The 19,925-nt window shown below is 73.6% G+C and carries 15 protein-coding genes and 1 pseudogene; 5 read left to right on the forward strand and 11 right to left on the reverse strand.

What is annotated here, in order from left to right; all coding sequences use genetic code 11:
- Positions 1 to 4: 4 nt before the first annotated feature.
- The 4 genes from DT019_RS02185 to DT019_RS02200 form a co-directional block, all read right to left on the reverse strand.
- Entirely contained in the window at positions 5 to 1,495 is a 1,491-nt protein-coding gene (locus tag DT019_RS02185) for an acyl-CoA synthetase (RefSeq protein WP_114034828.1), read from the reverse strand.
- 70 nt (positions 1,496 to 1,565) lie between these two features.
- Positions 1,566 to 2,435 (reverse strand): RNA polymerase sigma-70 factor, encoded by an 870-nt coding sequence (locus tag DT019_RS02190; RefSeq protein ID WP_114034829.1) that lies wholly within the window; start codon positions 2,433 to 2,435, stop codon positions 1,566 to 1,568.
- Positions 2,436 to 2,534: 99 nt separating this feature from the next.
- On the reverse strand, positions 2,535 to 4,085 hold the full coding sequence (locus tag DT019_RS02195) for an acyl-CoA synthetase (RefSeq protein WP_114034830.1): 1,551 nt from the start codon (positions 4,083 to 4,085) through the stop codon (positions 2,535 to 2,537).
- Positions 4,082 to 5,191, reverse strand: a complete 1,110-nt coding sequence (locus tag DT019_RS02200; RefSeq protein WP_114034831.1) for a nitronate monooxygenase — start codon at positions 5,189 to 5,191, stop codon at positions 4,082 to 4,084. Before DT019_RS02200 ends, DT019_RS02195 begins: the two co-directional genes overlap by 4 nt.
- 270 nt (positions 5,192 to 5,461) lie before the next feature.
- Between DT019_RS02200 and DT019_RS02205 the strand changes: the two genes are divergently transcribed.
- Positions 5,462 to 7,153 carry a serine hydrolase gene (locus DT019_RS02205; protein WP_114035283.1) on the forward strand — a complete coding sequence of 564 codons (1,692 nt, stop codon included), beginning with the start codon at positions 5,462 to 5,464 and terminating at the stop codon, positions 7,151 to 7,153.
- Between the two features lie 25 nt (positions 7,154 to 7,178).
- Here the strand turns inward: DT019_RS02205 and DT019_RS02210 are convergent, their stop codons facing one another.
- The 4 genes from DT019_RS02210 to DT019_RS02225 form a co-directional block, all read right to left on the reverse strand.
- A complete protein-coding gene (locus tag DT019_RS02210; RefSeq protein ID WP_114034832.1) occupies positions 7,179 to 8,744 on the reverse strand; it encodes a phytoene desaturase family protein in 1,566 nt (521 codons plus the stop codon).
- 46 nt (positions 8,745 to 8,790) lie between these two features.
- Entirely contained in the window at positions 8,791 to 11,034 is a 2,244-nt protein-coding gene (locus DT019_RS02215; protein WP_114034833.1) for a serine/threonine-protein kinase, read from the reverse strand.
- 18 nt (positions 11,035 to 11,052) lie between these two features.
- Complete coding sequence (locus DT019_RS02220; protein ID WP_114034834.1) at positions 11,053 to 11,943, reverse strand: oxygenase MpaB family protein; 891 nt, start codon at positions 11,941 to 11,943, stop codon at positions 11,053 to 11,055.
- Between the two features lie 82 nt (positions 11,944 to 12,025).
- Positions 12,026 to 13,216 carry an acyl-CoA dehydrogenase family protein gene (locus DT019_RS02225; protein WP_114034835.1) on the reverse strand — a complete coding sequence of 397 codons (1,191 nt, stop codon included), beginning with the start codon at positions 13,214 to 13,216 and terminating at the stop codon, positions 12,026 to 12,028.
- Positions 13,217 to 13,514: 298 nt separating this feature from the next.
- On the opposite strand from DT019_RS02225, the gene DT019_RS02230 reads away from it, so the two are divergent.
- Both DT019_RS02230 and DT019_RS02235 read left to right on the forward strand, forming a co-directional pair.
- Positions 13,515 to 13,934 carry a CBS domain-containing protein gene (locus DT019_RS02230; RefSeq protein ID WP_114034836.1) on the forward strand — a complete coding sequence of 140 codons (420 nt, stop codon included), beginning with the start codon at positions 13,515 to 13,517 and terminating at the stop codon, positions 13,932 to 13,934.
- Positions 13,935 to 14,057: 123 nt separating this feature from the next.
- Positions 14,058 to 14,258, forward strand: a complete 201-nt coding sequence (locus DT019_RS02235) for a hypothetical protein (RefSeq protein WP_114034837.1) — start codon at positions 14,058 to 14,060, stop codon at positions 14,256 to 14,258.
- A gap of 72 nt (positions 14,259 to 14,330) precedes the next feature.
- Here DT019_RS02235 and rho read toward each other — a convergent pair whose 3' ends face one another.
- The gene (rho, locus tag DT019_RS02240; protein ID WP_262985303.1) at positions 14,331 to 15,497 is read right to left on the reverse strand and encodes a transcription termination factor Rho; all 1,167 of its coding nucleotides are present in this window, start codon (positions 15,495 to 15,497) and stop codon (positions 14,331 to 14,333) included.
- 312 nt (positions 15,498 to 15,809) lie between these two features.
- The gene (locus DT019_RS02245) at positions 15,810 to 17,168 is read right to left on the reverse strand and encodes a DUF2252 domain-containing protein (RefSeq protein WP_114034838.1); all 1,359 of its coding nucleotides are present in this window, start codon (positions 17,166 to 17,168) and stop codon (positions 15,810 to 15,812) included.
- 319 nt (positions 17,169 to 17,487) lie between these two features.
- Here DT019_RS02245 and DT019_RS02250 point away from each other — a divergent pair, with 319 nt between their 5' ends.
- Positions 17,488 to 18,447: a D-2-hydroxyacid dehydrogenase family protein gene (locus tag DT019_RS02250; protein WP_114034839.1), complete on the forward strand. Its 960-nt coding sequence runs from the start codon at positions 17,488 to 17,490 to the stop codon at positions 18,445 to 18,447.
- An 11-nt stretch (positions 18,448 to 18,458) separates the two neighbouring features.
- On the opposite strand, the gene DT019_RS02255 is transcribed toward DT019_RS02250, so the two are convergent.
- Positions 18,459 to 19,301 (reverse strand): carboxymuconolactone decarboxylase family protein, encoded by an 843-nt coding sequence (locus DT019_RS02255; RefSeq protein ID WP_114034840.1) that lies wholly within the window; start codon positions 19,299 to 19,301, stop codon positions 18,459 to 18,461.
- A 102-nt stretch (positions 19,302 to 19,403) separates the two neighbouring features.
- Here DT019_RS02255 and DT019_RS02260 point away from each other — a divergent pair.
- A pseudogene (locus DT019_RS02260) lies at positions 19,404 to 19,922 on the forward strand (MFS transporter); the annotation flags it as partial.
- Positions 19,923 to 19,925: the final 3 nt, after the last annotated feature.

The raw sequence follows: 19,925 nt of genomic DNA on the forward strand, positions 1-19,925 counted from the left end.
GGGGTCAGGCGAAGCGGTCGCGCAGTTCACGCTTGAGGATCTTGCCGCTCGCGTTGCGCGGGAGTTCGTCGACGAACACGACCCGCTTGGGGGCCTTGAAGTGGGCCAGCCGCTCCCGCGCGTGCTCGATGAGGTCGGGTCCGGTCACCTCGCCGCGCCGCACGACGAACGCCGTGACCGCCTCGATCCAGCGCGCGTCGGGCAGGCCCACGACGGCGGCCTCGGCGACCCCCGGGTGCGTGTACAGCGCGTCCTCGACCTGACGCGAGGCGATCAGCACGCCCCCGGAGTTGATGACGTCCTTCACCCGGTCGACGACGGTGAAGTAGCCCTGCGCGTCGCGCACCGCGAGGTCACCGGAGTGGAACCACCCGTCGCGGAAGGCGTCCTCGGTCTCGGCGGGCTTGCCCCAGTAGCCCTCGCACAACTGCGGGGAACGGTAGACCACTTCGCCCGCCGTGCCGTCGGGCACCTCCTTGCCGCTCGCGTCGACGACCTTCGCCTCGACGAAGAGCACGGGCCGCCCGCACGAGTCCATCCGCCCCTCGTGTTCGTCCGGGCCGAGCACGGTGGCGAGCGGGCCGATCTCGCTCTGCCCGAAGCAGTTGTAGAAGGCGAGCCGCGGCAGCCGCTCGCGCAGCCGCTCCAGGACCGGCACCGGCATGATCGAGGCGCCGTAGTAGGCCTTGCGCAGTCCGCCGAGATCGCGCGTGGCGAACCCGGGGTGGCCCGCGAGGGCGATCCACACGGTGGGCGGCGCGAACAGCGAGTCCGCGCGGCCCGCCTCCACCAGCTCGAAGATCCGCTCCGCGTCGGGCGCGTCCAGGATGGTGTTCTCCGCGCCCACCGCGAGGTACGGCAGCAGGAACACATGTGTCTGCGCCGAGTGGTAGAGCGGCAGCGCGTGCACGGGCCGGTCCGACGCGGCGAGGTCGAGTGCCGTGATCGCCGAGACGTACTCGTGGACGAGGGCGCGGTGGGTCATCATCGCGCCCTTGGGCAGCGCGGTGGTGCCCGAGGTGTAGAGCAGCTGGACCACGTCGCCCTGCTCGCCGCGGGGCTCGTACGGCAGCGGCGTGTCCAGGGCCGCGAGGAGCGAGTCGGCGGCGTCACGCAGCGGGCGGAGCGCGAAACCGTCGGGCACCCGGTCGGCGAGGGCGGGGTCGGCGAGCACGAGGGCGGCGCCGGACTGCTCCAGGATGTACGCCAGATCCCCGCCGGTGAGGTGCTGGTTGACCGGCACATGGACGAGTCCGGCGCGGGCGCAGGCGAGGAAGGCGATGAGGTACGCGTCCGAGTTGTGGCCGTAGGTGGCGACCCGGTCGCCCCTGGACAGGCCCCGCGCGGTGAGGAAGGCGGCGGCCGTGGAGACCGCCGCGTCGAGTTCGGCATAGCTCCACGCGCGCTCCCCGTAGCGCAGGGCGGTGCGGTCGGGGGTGCGGCGGGCGCTGCGGCGCACGATGCCGTCGACGGTGCTGCTGCGTACCTCGTCCATGGCTGGATCCTGGGTGGCTCCCGCGGGCGGGGTCAAGGCGTGCGCGCCGTCGGCCGCCCGGCGCGTCGCCTCAGGGCGTGCCGGAGGCGTCGAGGTGCGTGAGCTTGTCGGGGTTGCGGATCGTGTAGATCGTTTCGATCAGCCCGTCGCGGAAGCGGACGAGACCGACCTGCCGTTGGCCGTCGGCGGTGATGGACAGGGCCGGGCCGCCGTTGACGTCCAGGATCTCGAAGGCCTGGAGTTCGTAGCGGTTGAGCAGGCCGGTGATGAAGGCCAGCACCTTCTTGCGGCCCGTGACCGGGCGCAGCGCGGCCCTGACCTTTCCGCCGCCGTCGCTCCAGGCCACGACGTCCTCGGCGAGCAGTTCGGCGAGCGCGCTCAGATCGCCGCCCTGGGCCGCTTCGAGGAATCGGGCGAGCAGTTTGGCGTGTTCGTCGTCGGACAGCGGGAAGCGGTCGCGGCCCGCGGCCAGGTGGCGGCCCGCCCTGCTGTACATCTGGCGGCAGTTGGCCACGCTCGCGTCGACGATGCCCGCGATCTCCTCGTACGGCAGCTGGAAGGCCTCGCGCAGCACGAACACGGCGCGCTCCGGGGGCGAGAGCCGCTCCATGAGGTGGACGGTGGCGTAGGCGACGGTGTCGCGCAGCTCGGCCGTGTCCAGTGGGCCGAGCGCGTCGGTGGCCACGGGCTCGGGCAGCCACGGTCCGACGTACGCCTCGCGAGTCACCCGGGCCGAGCGCAGCTGGTCGATGGCGAGCCGGGAGACGACGGTGATCAGGTAGCCGCGCGCGTCCCTGATCCGGGCGCGGTCGACCCGGCTCCAGCGCAGATAGGCGTCCTGGACGACGTCCTCGGCGTCCCACAGGGAGCCGAGCAGCCGGTAGGCGAGCCCGAGCAGCACCTGCCGGTGGTCCTCGAACTCCTCGGCGTGCTCGGTCATGACGTCCACCTCCCGGGCCCGCCGGCTCGGGCCCCGGCGGCTGCCGCGTCATTCAACTCGACGCCGGGCCGGGGCGCCAGCGGATCCGGACAGAACGGCTCACACCGCGCGGTCGCGGCCCTCCCAGTACGGTTCGCGCAGCCGCCGCTTGTAGAGCTTGCCGTTCGGGTCGCGCGGCATCGCGGCGATGAAGTCGAGGGACTTGGGACACTTGTACCCGGCCAACTGCCGTGCGCAGTGGGCGAGTATCTCCGCCGCGAGGGCGTCGCCCGCCGCGTGCCCGTCGGCCACCTCGACGACGGCCTTCACCTCCTCGCCCCAGTCGGCGTGCGGAATGCCGAAGGCCGCGGCGTCGGCGACGGCCGGATGGGCCAGCAGCGCGGCCTCGATCTCGGCCGGGTAGATGTTGACGCCACCCGAGATGATCATGTCGATCTTGCGGTCACGCAGGAAGAGGTAGCCGTCCTCGTCGAGGTAGCCGAGGTCTCCGACCGTGAAGAAGTCACCGATGCGGTTCTTCCGCGTCTTGCCCTCGTCCTTGTGGTAGCTGAAACCGCCGGTCGACATCTTCATGTAGACCGTGCCCAACTCGCCCGCCGGAAGCCGCACGTGGTCGTCGTCGAAGACGGCGAGCTCGCTGATGGGCCAGGCCTTGCCGACCGTGCCCGGCTTCTTCAGCCAGTCCTCGGCCGTCGCGAACGCCCCGCCGCCCTCGCTGGCCGCGTAGTACTCCTCGACGCAGCTCCCCCACCAGTCGATCATGGCGCGTTTGACGTGGTCGGGGCAGGGCGCCGCGCCGTGGATGGCATGCCGCATCGACGACACGTCGTACTGCTCCTTGACCTCGTCGGGCAGGGAGAGCAGGCGGTGGAACTGGGTCGGCACCATGTGCGTGTGGGTGCAGGCGTGTGCGTCGATGAGGCGCAGCATCTCCTGCGGCGTCCACTTGTCCATGAGAACGACGCGGTGCCCGATGTGCAGGGAGGCGCCCGCGAACTGGAGGACGGCCGTGTGGTAGAGCGGTGAACACACCAGGTGGACGTTGTCGTCGAACGGCTTGATGCCGAAGATGGCGAGGAAGCCCCCGAGGTAGGTCTCCTCCGGCGGCTTTCCGGGCAGCGGACGCCGGATGCCGCGCGGGCGGCCGGTGGTGCCGGAGGTGTAGTTCATGACCCAGCCGAGCGTGCGGTCGGCGGGCACCGTGTCGGGCTGCCCGTCCAGGAGTTGGGCGTACGGCCGGAATCCGGCGACCGCGCCGACGGCATAGCGGTGGGATGCGGGGAGCCCGGCCTCGTCGGCGGCGGCGGTGGCCGCCTCGGCGAACCGCTCGTGCGCGATGAGGATCTTGGCGCCGGAGTCGGAGACGATCCAGGCGATCTCCGGTCCGACCAGGTGGTGGTTGACGGGCACCAGGTAGAACCCGCCCTGGGAGGCGGCGAGATAGGCCGTGAAGAACTCGACCCCGTTGGGCAGCACGACCGCGAAGGCGTCGCCGCGCTCGAGACCCGCGGCGCGCAGTCCGTGGACGAGCTGGTTGACGGCGGCGTGCAGCCGGCCCGCGGTCCACTCCTCGCCGTCCGGGGCGACGAGGACGGCGCGGTCGGGATCGGCGGCGGCCTGGGCCCAGAATCCGTTGGGCGGCTGGTTCATCGGGCGTCCCTCCCGGCGATGCGGTTGACGCGGTCGACGGCGCGTTCGAAGCCGCGCGTCAGGTCGTCGAAGGTGTCCCGGACGCTGCGTTCGGCGGTCATCCGTCCGACGATCTGGCCGACGGGGGTGCCGAGCAGCGGCTCGACCTCGTACTTCTGGATGCGCGAGAGCGCCTCGGCGACCAGGAGGCCCTGCAACGGCATGGGCAGGGTGCCGGGGCCCGCCGGGTCGTCCCAGGCATCGGTCCACTCGGTGCGCAGTTGGCGGGCGGGTTTGCCGGTGAGCGCGCGGGAGCGGACGGTGTCGCCGGAACCGGCGGCGAGCAGTTTGCGGGTGAGCGCGCGGGAGTGGAGTTCGGCCTCGGTGGTGGTGAGCCAGAGCGAGCCGAGCCACACGCCCTGAGCGCCGAGCGCGAGCCCGGCGGCGATCTGCTCGCCGCTGCCGATGCCGCCGGCCGCGAGCACCGGCAACGGCCCGACGGCGTCGACGACTTCGGGGACGAGCACCATGGTGGCGATCTCCCCGGTGTGGCCGCCGGCCTCGTAGCCCTGGGCGACGACGATGTCGATGCCCGCCTCCGCGTGGTGGCGGGCGTGCCGGGCGCTGCCCGCGAGCGCGGCGACCAGCACGCCGTTGTCGTGGGCGCGCCGGACGACGTCGGCGGGCGGTGAACCCAGCGCGTTGGCGAGCAGCGTGATCGGGTAGTCGAAGGCGACGTCGAGCTGGTCGCGGGCGACCTGTTCCATCCAGCCCGTGATGCGCCAGCCGGACGCCTCGCCCTCGGCGAGCTCGGGCACCTGGTGCTTGGCCAGGGTGTCCCGCACGAACTGCCGGTGCCCCTCGGGGATCATGGCCTCGACCTCGGCCTCCCCGACGCCTTCCACCTTCTTGGCGGGCATCACCACGTCGAGGCCGTAGGGCAGCCCGTCGGTGTGCTCCTGCATCCAGTCGAGGTCGCGTGCGAGGTCGTCGGGGGCCGTGTAGCGGACCGCGCCGAGCACACCGAACCCGCCGGCCCGGCTGATGGCCGCGGCCACCGCCGGGAACGGCGTGAAGCCGAAGACGGCGTGCTCGACTCCCAGTTTCTTGCTCAGCTCCGTCTGCATGGGGCGCAGGATGCCGCAGCCGGGGCGACGAGGGAAGAGATTTTCTGATGCTGCGTCAGATTCTTTGCCGGGCGCCGCCACCCCCGCCGCTTCGTTGACACGGGCCGCCCCCAGGGCAGAAAGTTTCCGTTGTTCGACGTGATCACGAAAGATACTTTCAGCGCGTCAGGAAGGCGCGCCGGGAAGAGGTGCGTGCCGGTGGCCGAGGACGTCGGGGGCGTCAGCAGACGACGGCTGGCCGGTGCGGCCGTGGTGCTGGGAGGGGCGCTGATGGTGGGATCGCTGCCGGGCGGGGCGACGGCCTCGGAGCGCGGACGGACACTGCGCCGCGGGACCGCGGAGCAGGCGGGGCTGCTGCCCGCGCACCTGGACCGGCTCGTCGAGGACGCCGGGACGTTCCTCGGCCCCTCCCCCGACCACCCCTGGTACGCGGGGGCCGTCCTGCTCGCGGGGCGCGGCGGCACGGTGGCGCTGCACCACGCCCTCGGCAGCGCGGTCCGCTACGCGGCGTACGACGAGAAGAGCGACACCGCGGTCGAGCTCCCGCCTCAGCGGCGGATCGCGACGTCCCGGGACACGGTCTACGACCTCGCCTCGCTCTCCAAGCTGTTCACCTCGCTGCTCGCCGTCCAGCAGATCGAGCGCGGCACGCTGGACCTGGACCACCCGGTCGCCTCCTACCTGCCCGAGTTCGGCGCGGCGGGCAAAGCGGCCGTCACCGTACGCCAGTTGCTCACCCACACCTCCGGGTTCCGCTCCTGGCTGCCGCTCTACGAGGCGCCGACCCGCGAGGACCGGCTCCGGCTCATCTGGAACGAGGCGCCCACGAGCCCGCCCGGCAGCGCATACCTCTACTCCGACCTGAACCTGATCTCCCTGCAACTGGTCCTGGAGAAGATCACCGGCCGCCCGCTCGACGCGCTGCTCCACGACGGGATCACCGCGCCGCTCGGGATGCGCCGCACGCGCTACAACCCGCCCGCCTCCTGGCGCCCGGAGATCGCCGCGACCGAGGACGCCCGCACGCCGTGGTCGGGGCTCGACCGGGGCCTGGTGTGGGGCGAGGTCCACGACGAGAACGCCTTCTGCCTCGGCGGCGTCGCGGGCCACGCCGGGGTCTTCTCCAACGCCTGGGACCTCGCGGTCCTCGCCCGGGCGCTGCTCAACGGCGGGAGCTACGGGCGGGCCCGCATCCTGAGCGCCGACTCCGTGGAGCTCCTGTTCACCGACTTCAACACGACCTTCCCGGGCCACGCGCACGGGCTCGGCTTCGAACTCCACCAGCACTGGTACATGGGCGCGATGGCCACGCCGCGCAGCGCCGGGCACACCGGCTTCACCGGCACCAGCATCGTGCTGGACCCGAGCACCGACACCTTCCTCGTCCTGCTCTCCAACTCCGTTCACCCGGTGCGCACATGGCGTTCCGGTTCCGCCCCGCGCGTGGCCGCGGGCAACGCCCTCGCGCGGGCCGTCGCGGTACGTCCCCCGCGCGGGGGCACGTCCTGGTTCGGGGGCATGGCGCGCGGGGAGAGCCGCACCCTCACCCTGCCCGAGCTGTCCCCCGCCTCCGACGGGGCCCGCCTGGAGTGCGCGCTGTGGTGGGACACCGAGCCGGGCGTGGGCACCCTCGCCCTGGAGGCCTCGGCGGACGCGGGGGCGACCTGGCGGCCGGTGCCGTTCACGACGGCGTGCGCCGGGCAGGGGGCGGTGGAACACCCCGCCGGTTCGGTGACGGGGTGGTCGGGGCGGGTCTGGCACCGGGCGACGGCTGACCTGGCGGCCTGGCGCGGCCGCCCGGTGCGGCTGCGCTGGCGGTACACGACCGGCCCGCTGTACGTGGGCCGGGGCGTGTACGTCGACGGGCTGTGCGTCCGGGACCGCCGGGTCCTGTTCGACGAGGCGCGGCCGGACGACGCCGCCCGGATCGAGGCGTCCGGCTGGACGCGATCGGCCGACTGAGCCGGCCGGCGGGCCGACCCGAGGGTCAGCGGCCGAGCACCGCCATCGCCGCGTTGTGGCCCGGGATTCCGCTGACGCCGCCGCCGCGCACGGCGCCCGCGCCGCACAGCAGCACGTTCGCGAGCCCCGTCCCGACGCCCCAGCGGCCCGTCGAGCCGTCGCCGTAGGGGAAGGCGAGGGCCCGGTGGAAGATGTTCCCGCCGGGCAGCCGCAGGTCGTGTTCCAGGTCGAGGGGGGTCTTCGCCTCGATGCAGGGGCGGCCTTCCGCGTCCAGGGCCAGACAGTCCGCGATCGGCTCGTCCAGATGGGCGTCGAGCTCGGCGAGGGTCGCGGCGAGCAGGTGCTCGCGCGCCTTGTCGTGGTCGTCGGCGAAGAGGCGGGCCGGGGTGTGCAGGCCGAACAGGGTGAGGGTCTGGTACCCCTGAGCCGCGAGGCCGGGACCCAGGATCGACGGGTCGGTGAGCGAGTGGCAGTAGATCTCCGAGGGCGGGACGGCGGGCAGCTCCCCGCGGGCCGCCTCGGCGTACACGGTCGCCAACTGGCCGTATCCCTCGGCGATGTGGAAGGTCCCGGCGAAGGCCTCGCGCGGGTCGACCGCGCTGTCGCGCAGCCGGGGCAGCCGCTTGAGCAGCATGTTGACCTTCAGCTGGGCGCCTTCGGCGGGCTCGGGCGGACGGTCGCCGACGAGTTCGGCCAGGGCCTGCGGCGAGGCGTTCACCAGGACGTGGCGGGCGGCGACCGTGCCGGGTGCCTCACTCGTGACGTAGGCGACCTCGGCCTCGGTGCCGTCGGTGCGGATCGCGGTCACCTCGTGTCCGGTGACGATCTCCGCCCCCGCCGCCCGCGCGGCCCGGGCGAGCGCGTCGGTGAGGGCACCCATGCCGCCGACCGGGACGTCCCAGTCGCCGGTGCCCTGGCCGATCACGTGGTAGAGGAAGCAGCGGTTCTGGGCGAGTGAGGGGTCGTGGGCGTCGGCGAACGTGCCGATCAGGGCATCGGTGAGGACGACGCCCCGCACGAGGTCGTCGCCGAAGCGGTCCTCGACGGCGACGCCGATGGGCTCCTCGAAGAGCATCCGCCACGCCTCGTCGTCCCCGATCCGCTCGCGCAGTGCGGCCTCGGTGGGCAGCGGCTCGGTGAGGGTGGGGAAGACCCGTTCGGCGACCCTGCGCGTGGTGTCGTAGAAGGCCTCCCAGGCCGCGAACTCCGCATCCGATCCGGTGAGTTGGCGGAACGAGGCCGCGGTCCTGTCCCGGCCGCCGCCGATCAGGAGGCCACCGGGGCGGCCGTCGCGCACGGTCGGCGTGTAGGAGGACACCGTCCGCTTGCGGACCGCGAAGTCGAGCCCCAGGTCGTCGACGATCTTCCGCGGCAGCAGGGAGACCAGGTAGGAGTAGCGCGAGAGCCGGGCGTCCACGCCCGCGAAGGGCCGGGTGGAGACGGCCGCGCCGCCGGTGTGGCCGAGCCGTTCCAGGACCAGGACGGACTTTCCGGAGCGGGCGAGGTAGGCGGCGGCGACCAGGCCGTTGTGGCCGCCTCCGACGATGACGGCGTCGTACAGATCACGGGCGAACGCGCTGGGTGCGGGCATGCCCCTTGGTAACACGGGATGATCGCTCGCGGAACCCGTCCCGGGGTCACGGGTGGCCGGCGCCGCCGCGGCGCAGGGCCGCCACCTTCCGGTACAGCGCGACCGCCTCCGCTCCCCGGCCCAGTTGTTCCAGGCAGAGCGCCTCGTCGTTGCGGCTGGCCAGCGTGGCGGGGTGGTCGGCGCCCAGGACGCGCTCGCGCGCCTCGGCCACGGCGCGGTAGACGTCCAGCGCCTCGGCCCAGCGGCCCAGCCATCCCAGGGCCACGGCGATCTCCCGGCGGCTGATCAGGGTGTCGGGATGGTCGGGTCCCAGCACCCGCTCGCGCAGGGCGCACACCTCGCGCGCCTCCCGCAGGGCCTCCCCCCAGCGGGCGAGCCGGCCGAGGTTGACGCCGAGGCCGTGCCGGGCGCGCAGCGTCTCGGGGTCCTCGGGGCCGCTGACCCGCAGCCGGTCCTCGATCAGGTCGCGGTACAGCTCCAGGGCCTCGGGGCTGCGGCCGAGCCGGCCGAGGCTGATGCCGATCTCGTAGCGGGCCGCCAGGGTGTCGGGATGGTCGGGGCCGAGCGCCGCCGCCCGCCCCCGCGCCACCTCGCGATAGGCGGCGAGCGCTTCCACCCAGCGCCCCAACAGGCCGAGCGCGTACGCCACTTCGTACTGCGTGACCAGGGTGTCGGGGTGTCCATGGCCGAGCACCCTGGCGCGGGCGGCGGCCACGTCCCGGGCCATCGCGTAGGAGTCCTCCAGGCGGCCGAGCCTGCTGAGGTTGAAGGCGAGGTTGTGGCGGCAGCGCAGGGTGTCCGGGTCGTCGGGGCCCTGGGTGCGCTCACGCGCCGCCAGCACCGTGACGTACACCTGGTGCGCCTCGAAGTGGCGGCTCAGCTGCCCCAGGACGTACGCGGTCTCCTGGCGGGCGTCGAGGGTCTCGGGATGCTCGGGGCCGAGCGTGCGGGCTCTGCCGTCGGCGACCTTGCCGAACTCGCGCAGTGCGTCGGCCGGGCGGCCGGTGCGGCTCAGCGTGAAGCCCACTTCGTAGCGGCTGGCGAGGGTGTCGGGGTGGTCGGGCCCCAGAAGGTGGGCGCGCTCGGCGGCGACCGCCCGGTGCACCTCGCCCGCCTCCGCCCAGCGGCCGAGCCGGCCGAGGCTGAGCCCCGCGTTGTGGCGGCTGTTCAGGGCGGCCAGGACGTCCGGCGGCGGAGGCGGCCGCTCCTGCTCCCGCGCGGCCCGGACGGCGGGGGTGCGGCGCGGGTCGGCGGGCGGGGCGGTCCACTCGCCGGTGAGGCCCGCCGTGGGGTCGGGCGGCGTGGACCAGGAGAGGGTGCCGGTCGCCTTGTGGCCCGTGGTCATGCCTTTCGTCCAGGACGGGAGCCGGGGACCGTGGCGGGCGGCCAGCGGCACCGGGTCGATCGCGGGCGCGGCGGCGTCGGGAACGCGCGGCAGCGCGGCCCGCCCGGCCTCGAGCCGCTCGGCCAGCTCCGAGGCGCTGTCGGGGCGTTGGCCGGGCTCCTTGGCCAGCAGGTCGAGCACGGCCCGCTCCAGGAACTCGGGGAGTTCGGGGCGGTGCTCGCGCGGCGGCCGGGGCAGGGTGTCGCGATGGCCGACGAGCACCGCCCAGGCGTCCTCCAGATTGAACGGGGGCGCCCCGGTGGCGAGTTCGTACAGCACGCAGCCCAGCGAGTAGAGGTCGCTGCGGTGGTCGAGCTCGGCACCGCCGATCTGCTCCGGCGACATGTAGTGCGGGGTGCCCATGGCGATGCCGGTGCCGGTGAGGCGGGCGGTGAAGCCGATGTCGGCCCCGAGCCGCGCGATGCCGAAGTCGCAGATCTTCACCGTGCCGTCGTCGAGACGCATGATGTTCGCGGGCTTCAGGTCCCGGTGCACGATGCCCTGCCGATGGGTGTAGGCGAGGGCGGCCGCGACCTGTTCGGCGATGTCCATGACGTCCGGCACCGGCAGCGGACGCTGCTTGTTGTCGCCGAGGAGCTGGCTGAGGTTGCGCCCTTCGAGCAGCTCCATGACGAGGTAGAGCCCACCCTCGTACTCCCCGAAGTCGTGCACGACGGTGACACCGCGGTGCTGGAGCGCGGCGGCGACCCGGCCCTCGCGCCGGAAGCGCTCCCGGAGCACCCGGGTGAACGACTCCTCGTGGCCCGGCGCCGGCGGCTTGAGCAGTTTGACCGCCACCCGCCGCCCCAGCGACTCGTCGCGGGCCCGCCACACCTCGCCCATGCCGCCGCGCCCGATGAGGTCGAGCAGCGCGTAGCGGCCGTGGATCAGCCTGGTGTCCGCCATCTGGTGCCGTCGCCCCCGTCACTGACCATGCGCCCTCCCCGGCCCGTCCAGTATGGCCGCCTGTTCGCGGAGTGTGTACGGTGCCGGGCGCGACCCGGGACCCAGCCGGGCGACCGCCCTGAGGATGTGACGGGGCGGCAGCCGCCAGCGCACCGACGCGGGTATGCGGCGCAACGCCGTTCCGGTGAACACCAGTTGACGGTTGACCTTGCGCTCGGCGGGGCCGGGGCGGCCGTAGAGGGCATGGGCGTACGGGGGCAGTGAGGCGTAGGCCAGCCCCGCTACGCGCCGCCAGACGAGCGCGCGCGCCGGGACCAGGAGGGGGTGCGTGGGGGGCCGCCGCAGGAAGTCGTCGACCGCCCGCGCGTCGGCGGTGACCGCGAGGTCCGGCCGTACGGAGTCGAAGTAGGCGGCGAGCTCCGCGACCGTGCCCGGCACGCCGGCCGGGTCGAGGCCCACCAGGCGGGCGTCCACGCGGTGTTCGCCGACATAGCGGTCGGCCTGGGCGTCGCTGAGGCGGAACCCCGAGCGCCGCACCACGGTGAGGTAGCTGTCGATCTCCGCGCAGTGCACCCACAGGAGGAGCTCGGGGTCGTCGATCCCGAACCGCTCCCCGGTCACCGGGTCGTCGGCCTTCAGCAGGGCGTGGATGCGGCGCACCCGCGCGCCCGCCTGCTCGGCCGCCTCCTTCGTGCCGTACGAGAGCGTCCCCACGAAGTTGGCGGTGCGCATCAGCCGCCCCCAGGCGTCCTTGCGGAAGTCGGAGTTCTGCATGACCCCGCGCACCGCCCGGGGGTGCAGCGCCTGGAGGTACAGCGCCCGGACCCCGGCGACCCACATCATCGGGTCGCTGTGCAGCTGCCACGTGACCGATTCGGGCCCGAAGTATCCGGGATCGGCGCCAGCCATCCGCCACCTCCAGTGAGCGCGCCCGCCGTCGCACCCACCATCCGAGACTAGTTGGTGCGCGGCGGGCGGGGTACCGGTCCCGTCACCGCCGCACCCGCGGCATCCCCAGACCGATCCACGCGATGATCTCGCGCTGGATCTCGTTGTTGCCGCCGCCGAAGGTGAAGATCACCGCGGAGCGGTAGCCGCGTTCCAGTTCGCCGTGCAGCACCGCGCCGGCCGACCCCTCCTTCATCGGGCCGGCCGCCGCCACGACCTCCATGAGCCAGGCGTAGGCGTCCCTGCGCACCTCGGAGCCGTACACCTTGACGGCGGAGGCGTCCTGCGGGGTGAGGGTGCCTTCCTGGACGGCGTTCACCATCTGCCAGTTGAGGAGTTTCATCGCGTCGAGCCGGGTGTGGGTGCGGGCGAGGTTCCTGCGGACCCAGCCCAGGTCGATGACGCGGCGGCCGTCGGCGAGCTTGGTGTCGGCGGCCCAGCGCTGGACGTCGTGCAGCGCGCGGATCGCCATCGTGCCGTGGGCGGCGAGCGTGACCCGCTCGTGGTTGAGCTGGTTGGTGATCAGCCGCCAGCCCTTGTTCTCCTCGCCGACCCGGCGGGTGGCGGGGACCTTGATGTTCTCGTAGTAGCTGGCGGTGGTGTCGTGCGAGGCGAGGGTGTTGATGAGGGTGCAGCTGTAGCCGGGGTCGGAGGTCGGCACGAGGAGCATGGTGATGCCCTTGTGCGCGGGCGCGTCGGGGTCGGTGCGCACGGCGAGCCAGACCCAGTCGGCGGTGTCCCCGTTGGTCGTCCAGATCTTCTGCCCGTTCACCGTGTAGGTGCCGCTGGTCTCGTCGCCCTCGCGCACCGCGCGGGTCTTCAGGGCCGCCAGGTCGGTACCCGCGTCGGGTTCGCTGTAGCCGATGGCGAAGTCGATCTCGCCGGAGAGGATCCTGGGCAGGAAGTACGCCTTCTGCTCCGCCGTGCCGAACTGCATGATCGTCGGGCCGACGGTGTTCAGGGCCATCAGCGGCAGCGGGACCCCGGCCTGGGCGGCCTCGTCGAAGAAGATGAACTGCTCCATGGGGCTCAGGCCGCGCCCCCCGTACTCCTCGGGCCACCCCACGCCCAGCCAGCCGTCCCCGCCGAGCCGCCGCACCGTGTCCCGGTAGAACCGCTTCTGGGCGGCCGGGTCGGCGTACCGCGCGTAGACGTTGTCCGGCACCAGCTCGGCGAAGTAGGTCCGCAGCTCGGCGCGCAACTGCTGCTGCTCAGGCGTGTATTCGAGGTGCACGGCCCCTCCAGGACGGTCGCGGTACGGCGGCGCACACAGTAGAACGTGTTCCAAGAATCTGGAAGGGGAGCGCGGCCGCGGAGCCCGCGCGGGCCGACCGGCGGCACCGCCCGGACGGCTCCGCCGCGCCGGCGCGCACATGCTGCGCCCGCTCCCGCACGGGCCGTCATCGCGGAGGGGCATCGAGGGTCACCCGATCGACCGCGTGCGGTGGCCCGGGGCGGTGCCCGCGGTGAGCATGGCCGAGGCGTCTGCGCCGCGTCCGTCCACCCCTCGCGCACCCCGACCGGAGGCTCCCGTGATCACTGCCCGCGACCTGATGACGGCGGACGTCCGCTGCGTCCCGGCGTCCGAGACCCTGGACCGCGCCGCCCAGTTGATGCGCGACCACGGGATCGGCGCGCTGCCGGTCAAGGGCGGCGACGGCGAGCTCACCGGCATCGTGACCGACCGCGACATCGTGGTGAAGGCCCTCGCCGCGGGGAAGGACGCGTCGAAGGTGACCGCGGGTGAGCTCACCGACGGCGTCGTGCACACCGTCGACGCGGGCGCCGAGGCCGCCCTGGCGGTCAAGGCGATGAGCCGGGCGCGGATCCGCCGGATCGTGGTGGTCGAGGACGGTGCGCCGGTCGGCATGATCACCGAGGCGGACCTGGCGCGCAAGCTCACCGCGGAGGCCTTCTCGTCGTACGCGGGCCAGGTGTACGCGACCCCCTGACCTGTCCCGTCGACCGGCCGGGTGGGGCCCCGTGGAGAGGTGCGGACGGGGCGTGTGGGCCGGATGCGGTGCGGGTAGGCGGGGGCGAGAATGGTGCATTACCGGACGAACGTAGGAGGCGGTATGAACGACCGGCCCGATTCCAGCCCGCAGCCCGACCCCGTGACCCCCGACGCCCTGCTGCACACGGGATCCGGGGGCGAGGTCACCGCCGAGGACCTCGTGCTCGCGTCCGGGCGGGACATCACCCCGCAGAACCTGGCCTGGGCCGAGCGCAAGCTGGCCGCGGAGGGTCCCGCCGCCCTCGACAAGCTGCTCCCTTGAGGCTTTCCGGGGCGTGACGGCCCAGCGGGGCGCGCCGCCGGGCCGGGGCGCGCCCCGGCGCCCCGGCCCCCGTCAGGCGGTGAGTCGGACGTGCCGCAGGAAGGCGGCGTTGTCCGGCGTCTGGCGGATCTTGTCCAGGAGAGCTTCGAGGGCGCCGTGCGCGTCCTGGTGGTGCAGCGCCCGGCGCAGCCCGCGCACCGCGCTCAACTCCCCAGGACTCAGCAGGAGTTCCTCGCGCCGGGTGCCGGAGGGGGCGATGTCGACGGCCGGGAAGAGCCGCTTGTCGGCGAGGGCCCGGGCCAGCCGCAGCTCCATGTTGCCGGTGCTCTTGAGCTCTTCGAAGAAGTAGTCGTCGGCGCGCGAGCCGGTCTCGACCAGAGCGGTCGCCAGGATCGTCAGGGAACCGGCCTCCTCGGTGCGGCGTGCCGCGCCGAACAGCCGCTTGGGGCCGTGCAGGGCGGCGGCGTCGACCCCGCCGCTGAGGGTGCGCCCGCCCGGCCCCGCCGCGTTGTTGTGGGCGCGGCACAGCCGGGTGAGCGAGTCCAAGAGGACGACGACGTCCCTGCCCTGCTCGACCAGGCGCTTGGCGCGCTCGATCGCGAGCTCGGCGAGCGCGATGTGCTCCTTCGCGGGCCGGTCGAAGGTCGAGGCGAACACCTCGCCCTGGACCGATCGCCGCATGTCGGTGACCTCCTCGGGCCGTTCGTCGACCAGCAGCACCATGAGATGGCACTCGGGGTGGTTGTGGGCGACGGCCGCGGCCAACTCCTTGAGCACCGCGGTCTTTCCGGCCTTGGGCGGCGCCACGATCAGCCCGCGCTGCCCCTTGCCGACGGGGGCGACCAGGTCGATGACGCGCGTCGTGAGCCGGTCGGCCCGGGTCTCCAGGCGCAGCCGCTCACGCGGGTGCAGCGGGGTGAGGTCGGCGAAGTGCGGCCGACGGCGCAGCTCCTGGACGGGGGCGCCGTTGACACGTACGACGCGTTCGGGCGTGGCGCCCTCGCATTCGACGAAGTCGCCCTTGCGCAGGGCGAGTTGCTTGATCAGAGTGGGCGGCACCTTCACGTCGCCCGGGGAGGGGGCGCAGCCGGCGGTCCGCAGTCGGCCCTGGCCTCCCGTGAGGTCGAGGACCCCGGCGAGCGGGGCCTCGGTGGAGTGGTCGTGGTGGTCGTGGTGGATGGTGCGGGGGTGTTCGAGCGTGCTCAGCACAGGAGGGTCCCTTCGCGCGACGGGGCGCAGGAGAAGTCCGGGCCGTACGACGGCCGGGAGGGGAACAGCGGGCGCCGCGCTGGAGGCGGCACCGGGAGGGAACGAGCACGGACGCCGCGAAGAAGGGGGCGTACACACGTGCTGAGGGCACAGTAGCACTCCTGGTAGCCGCCAGGGAGTCGGACGGCGTCCGGGAGCCTGCTCGGCTGCCCCCCGGGGGGCTGCGCCCCAGCCCCCGGGACCCCTGCCCGCCCTTCGGCTTGCGGGCCGTGGTCGCTTCTCGCGCAGTTCCCCGCGCCCCTAACAGCACCGGTGCTGGCCGGCATCGGCTGGGGCGCGGTGTCAGAACCCGGTCGCGGCCTCGATCGTGCCGTCGGCCACGGCCGCCGCCAGGGCCGCGTGGTCGGCGGCGTTCTGGTCGGCGTAGCGCACCGCGAACGTGGCGACGGCCCGCTCGAAGGCGTCCGAGCCCCCGAGGTAGGCGGCGACGGCGATGCGGTCGCCGGACCGGGCGTGGGCGCGGGCGAGCGCGGTGCCGCACAGACCGGCGTACGCCGCCAGGACCGGCGGGGCCATGCGGCCGAGGTCGACGGCGCCCTTCAGGTCGCGCAGCCGGCGCCAGTAGAAGTGCCGCCCCTGCGGCCCGGTCATCCAGCCGAGGAAGATGTCACCGCCGGCCTGCAGCAGGCGCTGGCCCGCGACCACCCGGTGCCCGTGGTGGGCCGGGGCCACGCCCGGGAGATGGGGTTCCAGCACCGACCGCTGGGCCTCCTTGATCTGGAGGAAGAGCGGATCGGCCGCGTCCCGGCCCTCAAGGAGCACGAGATAGCAGCGAGGACCGATGCCGCCCACCCCGACGGCCTTGCGGGACGCGTCCACGAACCGGTAGCGGTCGAGGAGCACGCGCTGCTCCTCGGCCAGCGAGGAACGGTAGTCACTGAAGATCTTCCGCAGCGCCACCAGGTCGGGGCCGTCCACCGGGTCGAGCAGCGGCGGGTCCTCGACGACGCGGCGCCGCCCGTCGCGGATCTCGGTGAGCTTGGCGAGGGGCGGCAGGTCGGTGCGGCCGCGCGGCGCGGCCGGTCCCAGCCCGGTCGCCCCGCGGTCGGCGGTGCGGCGTACGAGGCGCACGATGTCCCGGGTGTCGATGTGCTCGTACCAGACGTCGAGCTCACCCCGGCAGGCGAGCCTGCGCATGCCGCGGCGGTACGCCTCCGCCGCGGCAAGGGCGGGGACGCGGACGCCCTGGCCCCGGTGACCGTTCTCGCGCGCGGCGACGGCGACGCTGGCGGCGAGCCGCTTGACGTCCCATTCGAAGGGGCCGGGGCAGGTCTCGTCGAAGTCGTCGACGTCGAACAGGAGGGACCGCTCGGGCGAGGTGAACACGCCGAAGTTCAACAGGTGGGCGTCGCCACAGAGTTGGACGGTCAGCCCGGTGTTCTCCTGGGCCGCGAGGTCGGCCGCCATCACCGCGGGCGATCCGCACAGGAAGCGGAGCGCGCTCTCGGCCATCCGTCCGTACCGGATCGGGACCAGCTCGGGCACCCATGTGCGGGCCTGCTCCCCGAGGACGGTCAGCGGGTCGGGCCGGTCGGCGCCGGGGATCCACCGGCCGTGCGCGGAGCGCGAGAGCCGTTTGCGGGCGGCGCGGCCGTGGCGCGCCCGCTCGTCGGGGCTCGTCGCGGGGCTCGGGCTGGTCATGGGCACACCTTCCGGCATGCGGTCCGGGGCGGGCGGGGCACGGGACCGGTGGCGGTCTCTCCCGTTCTGTGGTTCTCGACTTCCGTGGCGGTCGGGTTCGTGGGTCCGCGGTCTCGTCGTCGGCGGACGGAGCACCGGGGAACCCGGTCCTCCGCCCGCATCCGAGCGTATCCAGGGTGTGCCGTCACGGCACCTGCTGCGTCGGCCACCGTCCCGTGGCCGGACCCCGCCCGTCCGACGGGCGGAAGAGGCAGTGATCATGTCGGTACCGGCGGTCCGCCGGGGCCAGGCCGTGCGATGAGACCGGGAGAGAACCGACATGCCCCTGCGCTGTGCCCTGCTCGACGACTTCCAGGACGTCGCGGCCTCGGTCGCCGACTGGTCCCCGCTCGACGGCGAGGTCGAGGTCGTCTCCTTCGCCGAGCACTTCGCCACCGAGGCCGAACTGGCCGCCGCGCTGGCCGGGTTCGACATCGTCGTCACCCTGCGCGAGCGGGTCGCCTTCCCCGCCTCCCTGTTCGCCGCACTCCCCCGGCTGAAGCTCCTGATCGCGTCCGGCATGCGCAATTCCGTCATCGACTTCGAGGCCGCCACGGCTCACGGTGTGACGGTGTGCGGCACCGAGAGCCGGTCCACTCCGCCGGTCGAGCTGACCTGGGCGCTGCTGCTGGGCCTCGCGCGCGGGCTGGTCGAGGAGAGCGCCGCGCTGCGCGTCGGCGGCCCCTGGCAGAGCACCCTGGGCGCGGACCTGCACGGCCGGCGGCTCGGGCTGCTCGGCCTCGGCCGGATCGGGAGCAAGGTCGCCCACGTGGGCCTCGCCTTCGGCATGGACGTGGTGGCGTGGAGCCAGAACCTCACGGCGGAGCGGGCCGCCGAGGTCGGTGTCCGGCTCGCCGCCTCCAAGGAGGAGCTGCTGCGCACGAGCGACTTCGTCTCCGTGCACCTGGCGCTGGGCGAGCGCACCCGGGGTCTGCTCGGCGCCCCCGAACTGGCCCTGATGAAGCCGACCGCCCATCTGGTCAACACCTCCCGCGCGGCGATCGTCGACGAGGAGGCCCTGCTGGACGCGCTGCGCGAGGGACGGATCGCCGGGGCCGGGGTGGACGTCTTCACCGTCGAGCCGCTGCCCGCCGATCACCCGATGCGGTCGGCGCCGCGACTGCTCGCGACGCCGCATCTCGGCTACGTCTCGCGCGCCAACTACGAGGCCTACTACGGCCAGGCGGTCGAGAACATCCAGGCGTTCCTGGCCGGGTGCCCGGTACGCAGGCTCGGGTAGCGCGGGCGCGGTCAGTTCTCCGCGCGCTCCGCGAAGACCTCGCGGGCGGCGGCGATGCCGTTGAGCGCGGCGGGGAACCCGGCGTAGCCCGCCATCTGCGTGATGACCTCGACGACCTCCTCACGGGTGCCGCCCACGTTGAGCAGGCCGTGGATGTGCACACGCAGCTGGGGGGCCGCCGTGCCGAGCGCGGTGCACATGGCGACGCTGGCCAGTTCACGCGACTTCAGGTCGAGCCCGGCGCGCGCGTAGACGTCCCCGAAGGCGAAGTCGATGATGTAGCGCGCCAGATCGGGCGCGATGTCCCGCAGGGAGGCGACGACCTGGTCACCGGCGTGCCCGTCGACCTCGGCCAGCTTGGCGAGTCCGCGCTCGTGGCGGTCGCCGGGCGCGGGCTCGGTGTCGACCGGGGTGGCGGCGACGTCGGGGCGGCGCTCGAAGACCTCGCGGGCGGCCGCGATCCCGTTGAGCGCGGCGGGGAAGCCCGCGTACACGGCGGTGTGGATGAGGATCTCGACGACCTCGGCGGGGCTGACCCCGACATTGAGCGCGCCGTCGATGTGGAAGCGCAGCTGGGGAGCGGCGTTGCCCATCGCGGCCAGTGCGCCGACGGTGGCGATCTGCCGCTGGCGCAAGGTGAGTCCGGGCCGGGAGAGCACGTCGCCGTACCCGAAGGCCACGGTCATGCGGCCCAGGTCCGGCGCGATGTCGGCCAGGCTGTCCAGGACGGCCGGGTGCTCCTGGCGGCCGACGGTCCGCAGCAAGGCGAGCCCGCGCTCGTACCGCTCGTCGGTGGCGCCGTCGGCGGCGTGCCGGGCGTCGGGTGCGTCGTTCGTGTGCTCCGCGTTGTTCATGACCACGACGCTACGAGTTGGAGCGTGCTCCAACGCAAGCGGCTGTGCGCACCGGGTGTGCGGCCGAAGATCTGTTCCGCCGGGTAGAGGCGAAGTTGGGGGTACGCCCGCGAGCGGGTGAGCGGCGGTGAACTGGCGGGCTCCGCGGCCCTGTTCGTGCTGTACGGGGGCGGCGCGGCGGGCACGGTGGTGGGCGGCAGGCTCGCGTCCCGCTGGGACCGGGTGCGGGTGGTGCGCTGGTCGTACGCGGCCGCGATGCCCGCCGTCGCGGGGGTCGTCTTCGTTCTCGGGCCCTTCTTCCACCTGTTCGTCGCCCTCACCTCGGCCGCGCTGTACGTGCCGTTCTCCTTGCGGGTGACGCTGGGGCAGGACTGTCTGCCCACGCGGATCGGCACGGCGAGCGGGGTCACCCTCGGCCTGACGGTGAGCGCGGGCGGGGTGGCCGGTCCGCTGATCGGGGCCGCGGCCGACGCGACGTCGCTGCGGACCGCGCCGGCCCCGCTCGTGCTCTTCCCCGTGCTGGCGTGGCTCCTCATCCGCAGGCTGTCGGAGCCCACTCCCCCGGAGCCTGACGCTCCGGTGTCCCGGGGCGTCAAGTCCCGGGCGTGGAGCGGGGCTTGAGCG

The sequence above is a fragment of the Streptomyces sp. SDr-06 genome, from assembly GCF_003324565.1.
GTDB lineage: Bacteria > Actinomycetota > Actinomycetes > Streptomycetales > Streptomycetaceae > Streptomyces.

Excerpts from the sequence above, each read along its gene's own strand:
- DT019_RS02190 (WP_114034829.1), bottom strand. The coding sequence starts at position 2,435 with ATGACCGAGCACGCCGAGGAGTTCGAGGACCACCGGCAGGTGCTGCTC.
- DT019_RS02200 (WP_114034831.1), bottom strand. The coding sequence starts at position 5,191 with ATGCAGACGGAGCTGAGCAAGAAACTGGGAGTCGAGCACGCCGTCTTC.
- DT019_RS02215 (WP_114034833.1), bottom strand. The coding sequence starts at position 11,034 with ATGGCGGACACCAGGCTGATCCACGGCCGCTACGCGCTGCTCGACCTC.
- DT019_RS02235 (WP_114034837.1), top strand. The coding sequence starts at position 14,058 with ATGAACGACCGGCCCGATTCCAGCCCGCAGCCCGACCCCGTGACCCCC.
- DT019_RS02255 (WP_114034840.1), bottom strand. The coding sequence starts at position 19,301 with ATGAACAACGCGGAGCACACGAACGACGCACCCGACGCCCGGCACGCC.
- DT019_RS02210 (WP_114034832.1), bottom strand. The coding sequence starts at position 8,744 with ATGCCCGCACCCAGCGCGTTCGCCCGTGATCTGTACGACGCCGTCATC.
- DT019_RS02250 (WP_114034839.1), top strand. The coding sequence starts at position 17,488 with ATGCCCCTGCGCTGTGCCCTGCTCGACGACTTCCAGGACGTCGCGGCC.
- DT019_RS02185 (WP_114034828.1), bottom strand. The coding sequence starts at position 1,495 with ATGGACGAGGTACGCAGCAGCACCGTCGACGGCATCGTGCGCCGCAGC.
- DT019_RS02205 (WP_114035283.1), top strand. The coding sequence starts at position 5,462 with ATGGTGGGATCGCTGCCGGGCGGGGCGACGGCCTCGGAGCGCGGACGG.
- DT019_RS02245 (WP_114034838.1), bottom strand. The coding sequence starts at position 17,168 with ATGACCAGCCCGAGCCCCGCGACGAGCCCCGACGAGCGGGCGCGCCAC.
- DT019_RS02220 (WP_114034834.1), bottom strand. The coding sequence starts at position 11,943 with ATGGCTGGCGCCGATCCCGGATACTTCGGGCCCGAATCGGTCACGTGG.
- DT019_RS02195 (WP_114034830.1), bottom strand. The coding sequence starts at position 4,085 with ATGAACCAGCCGCCCAACGGATTCTGGGCCCAGGCCGCCGCCGATCCC.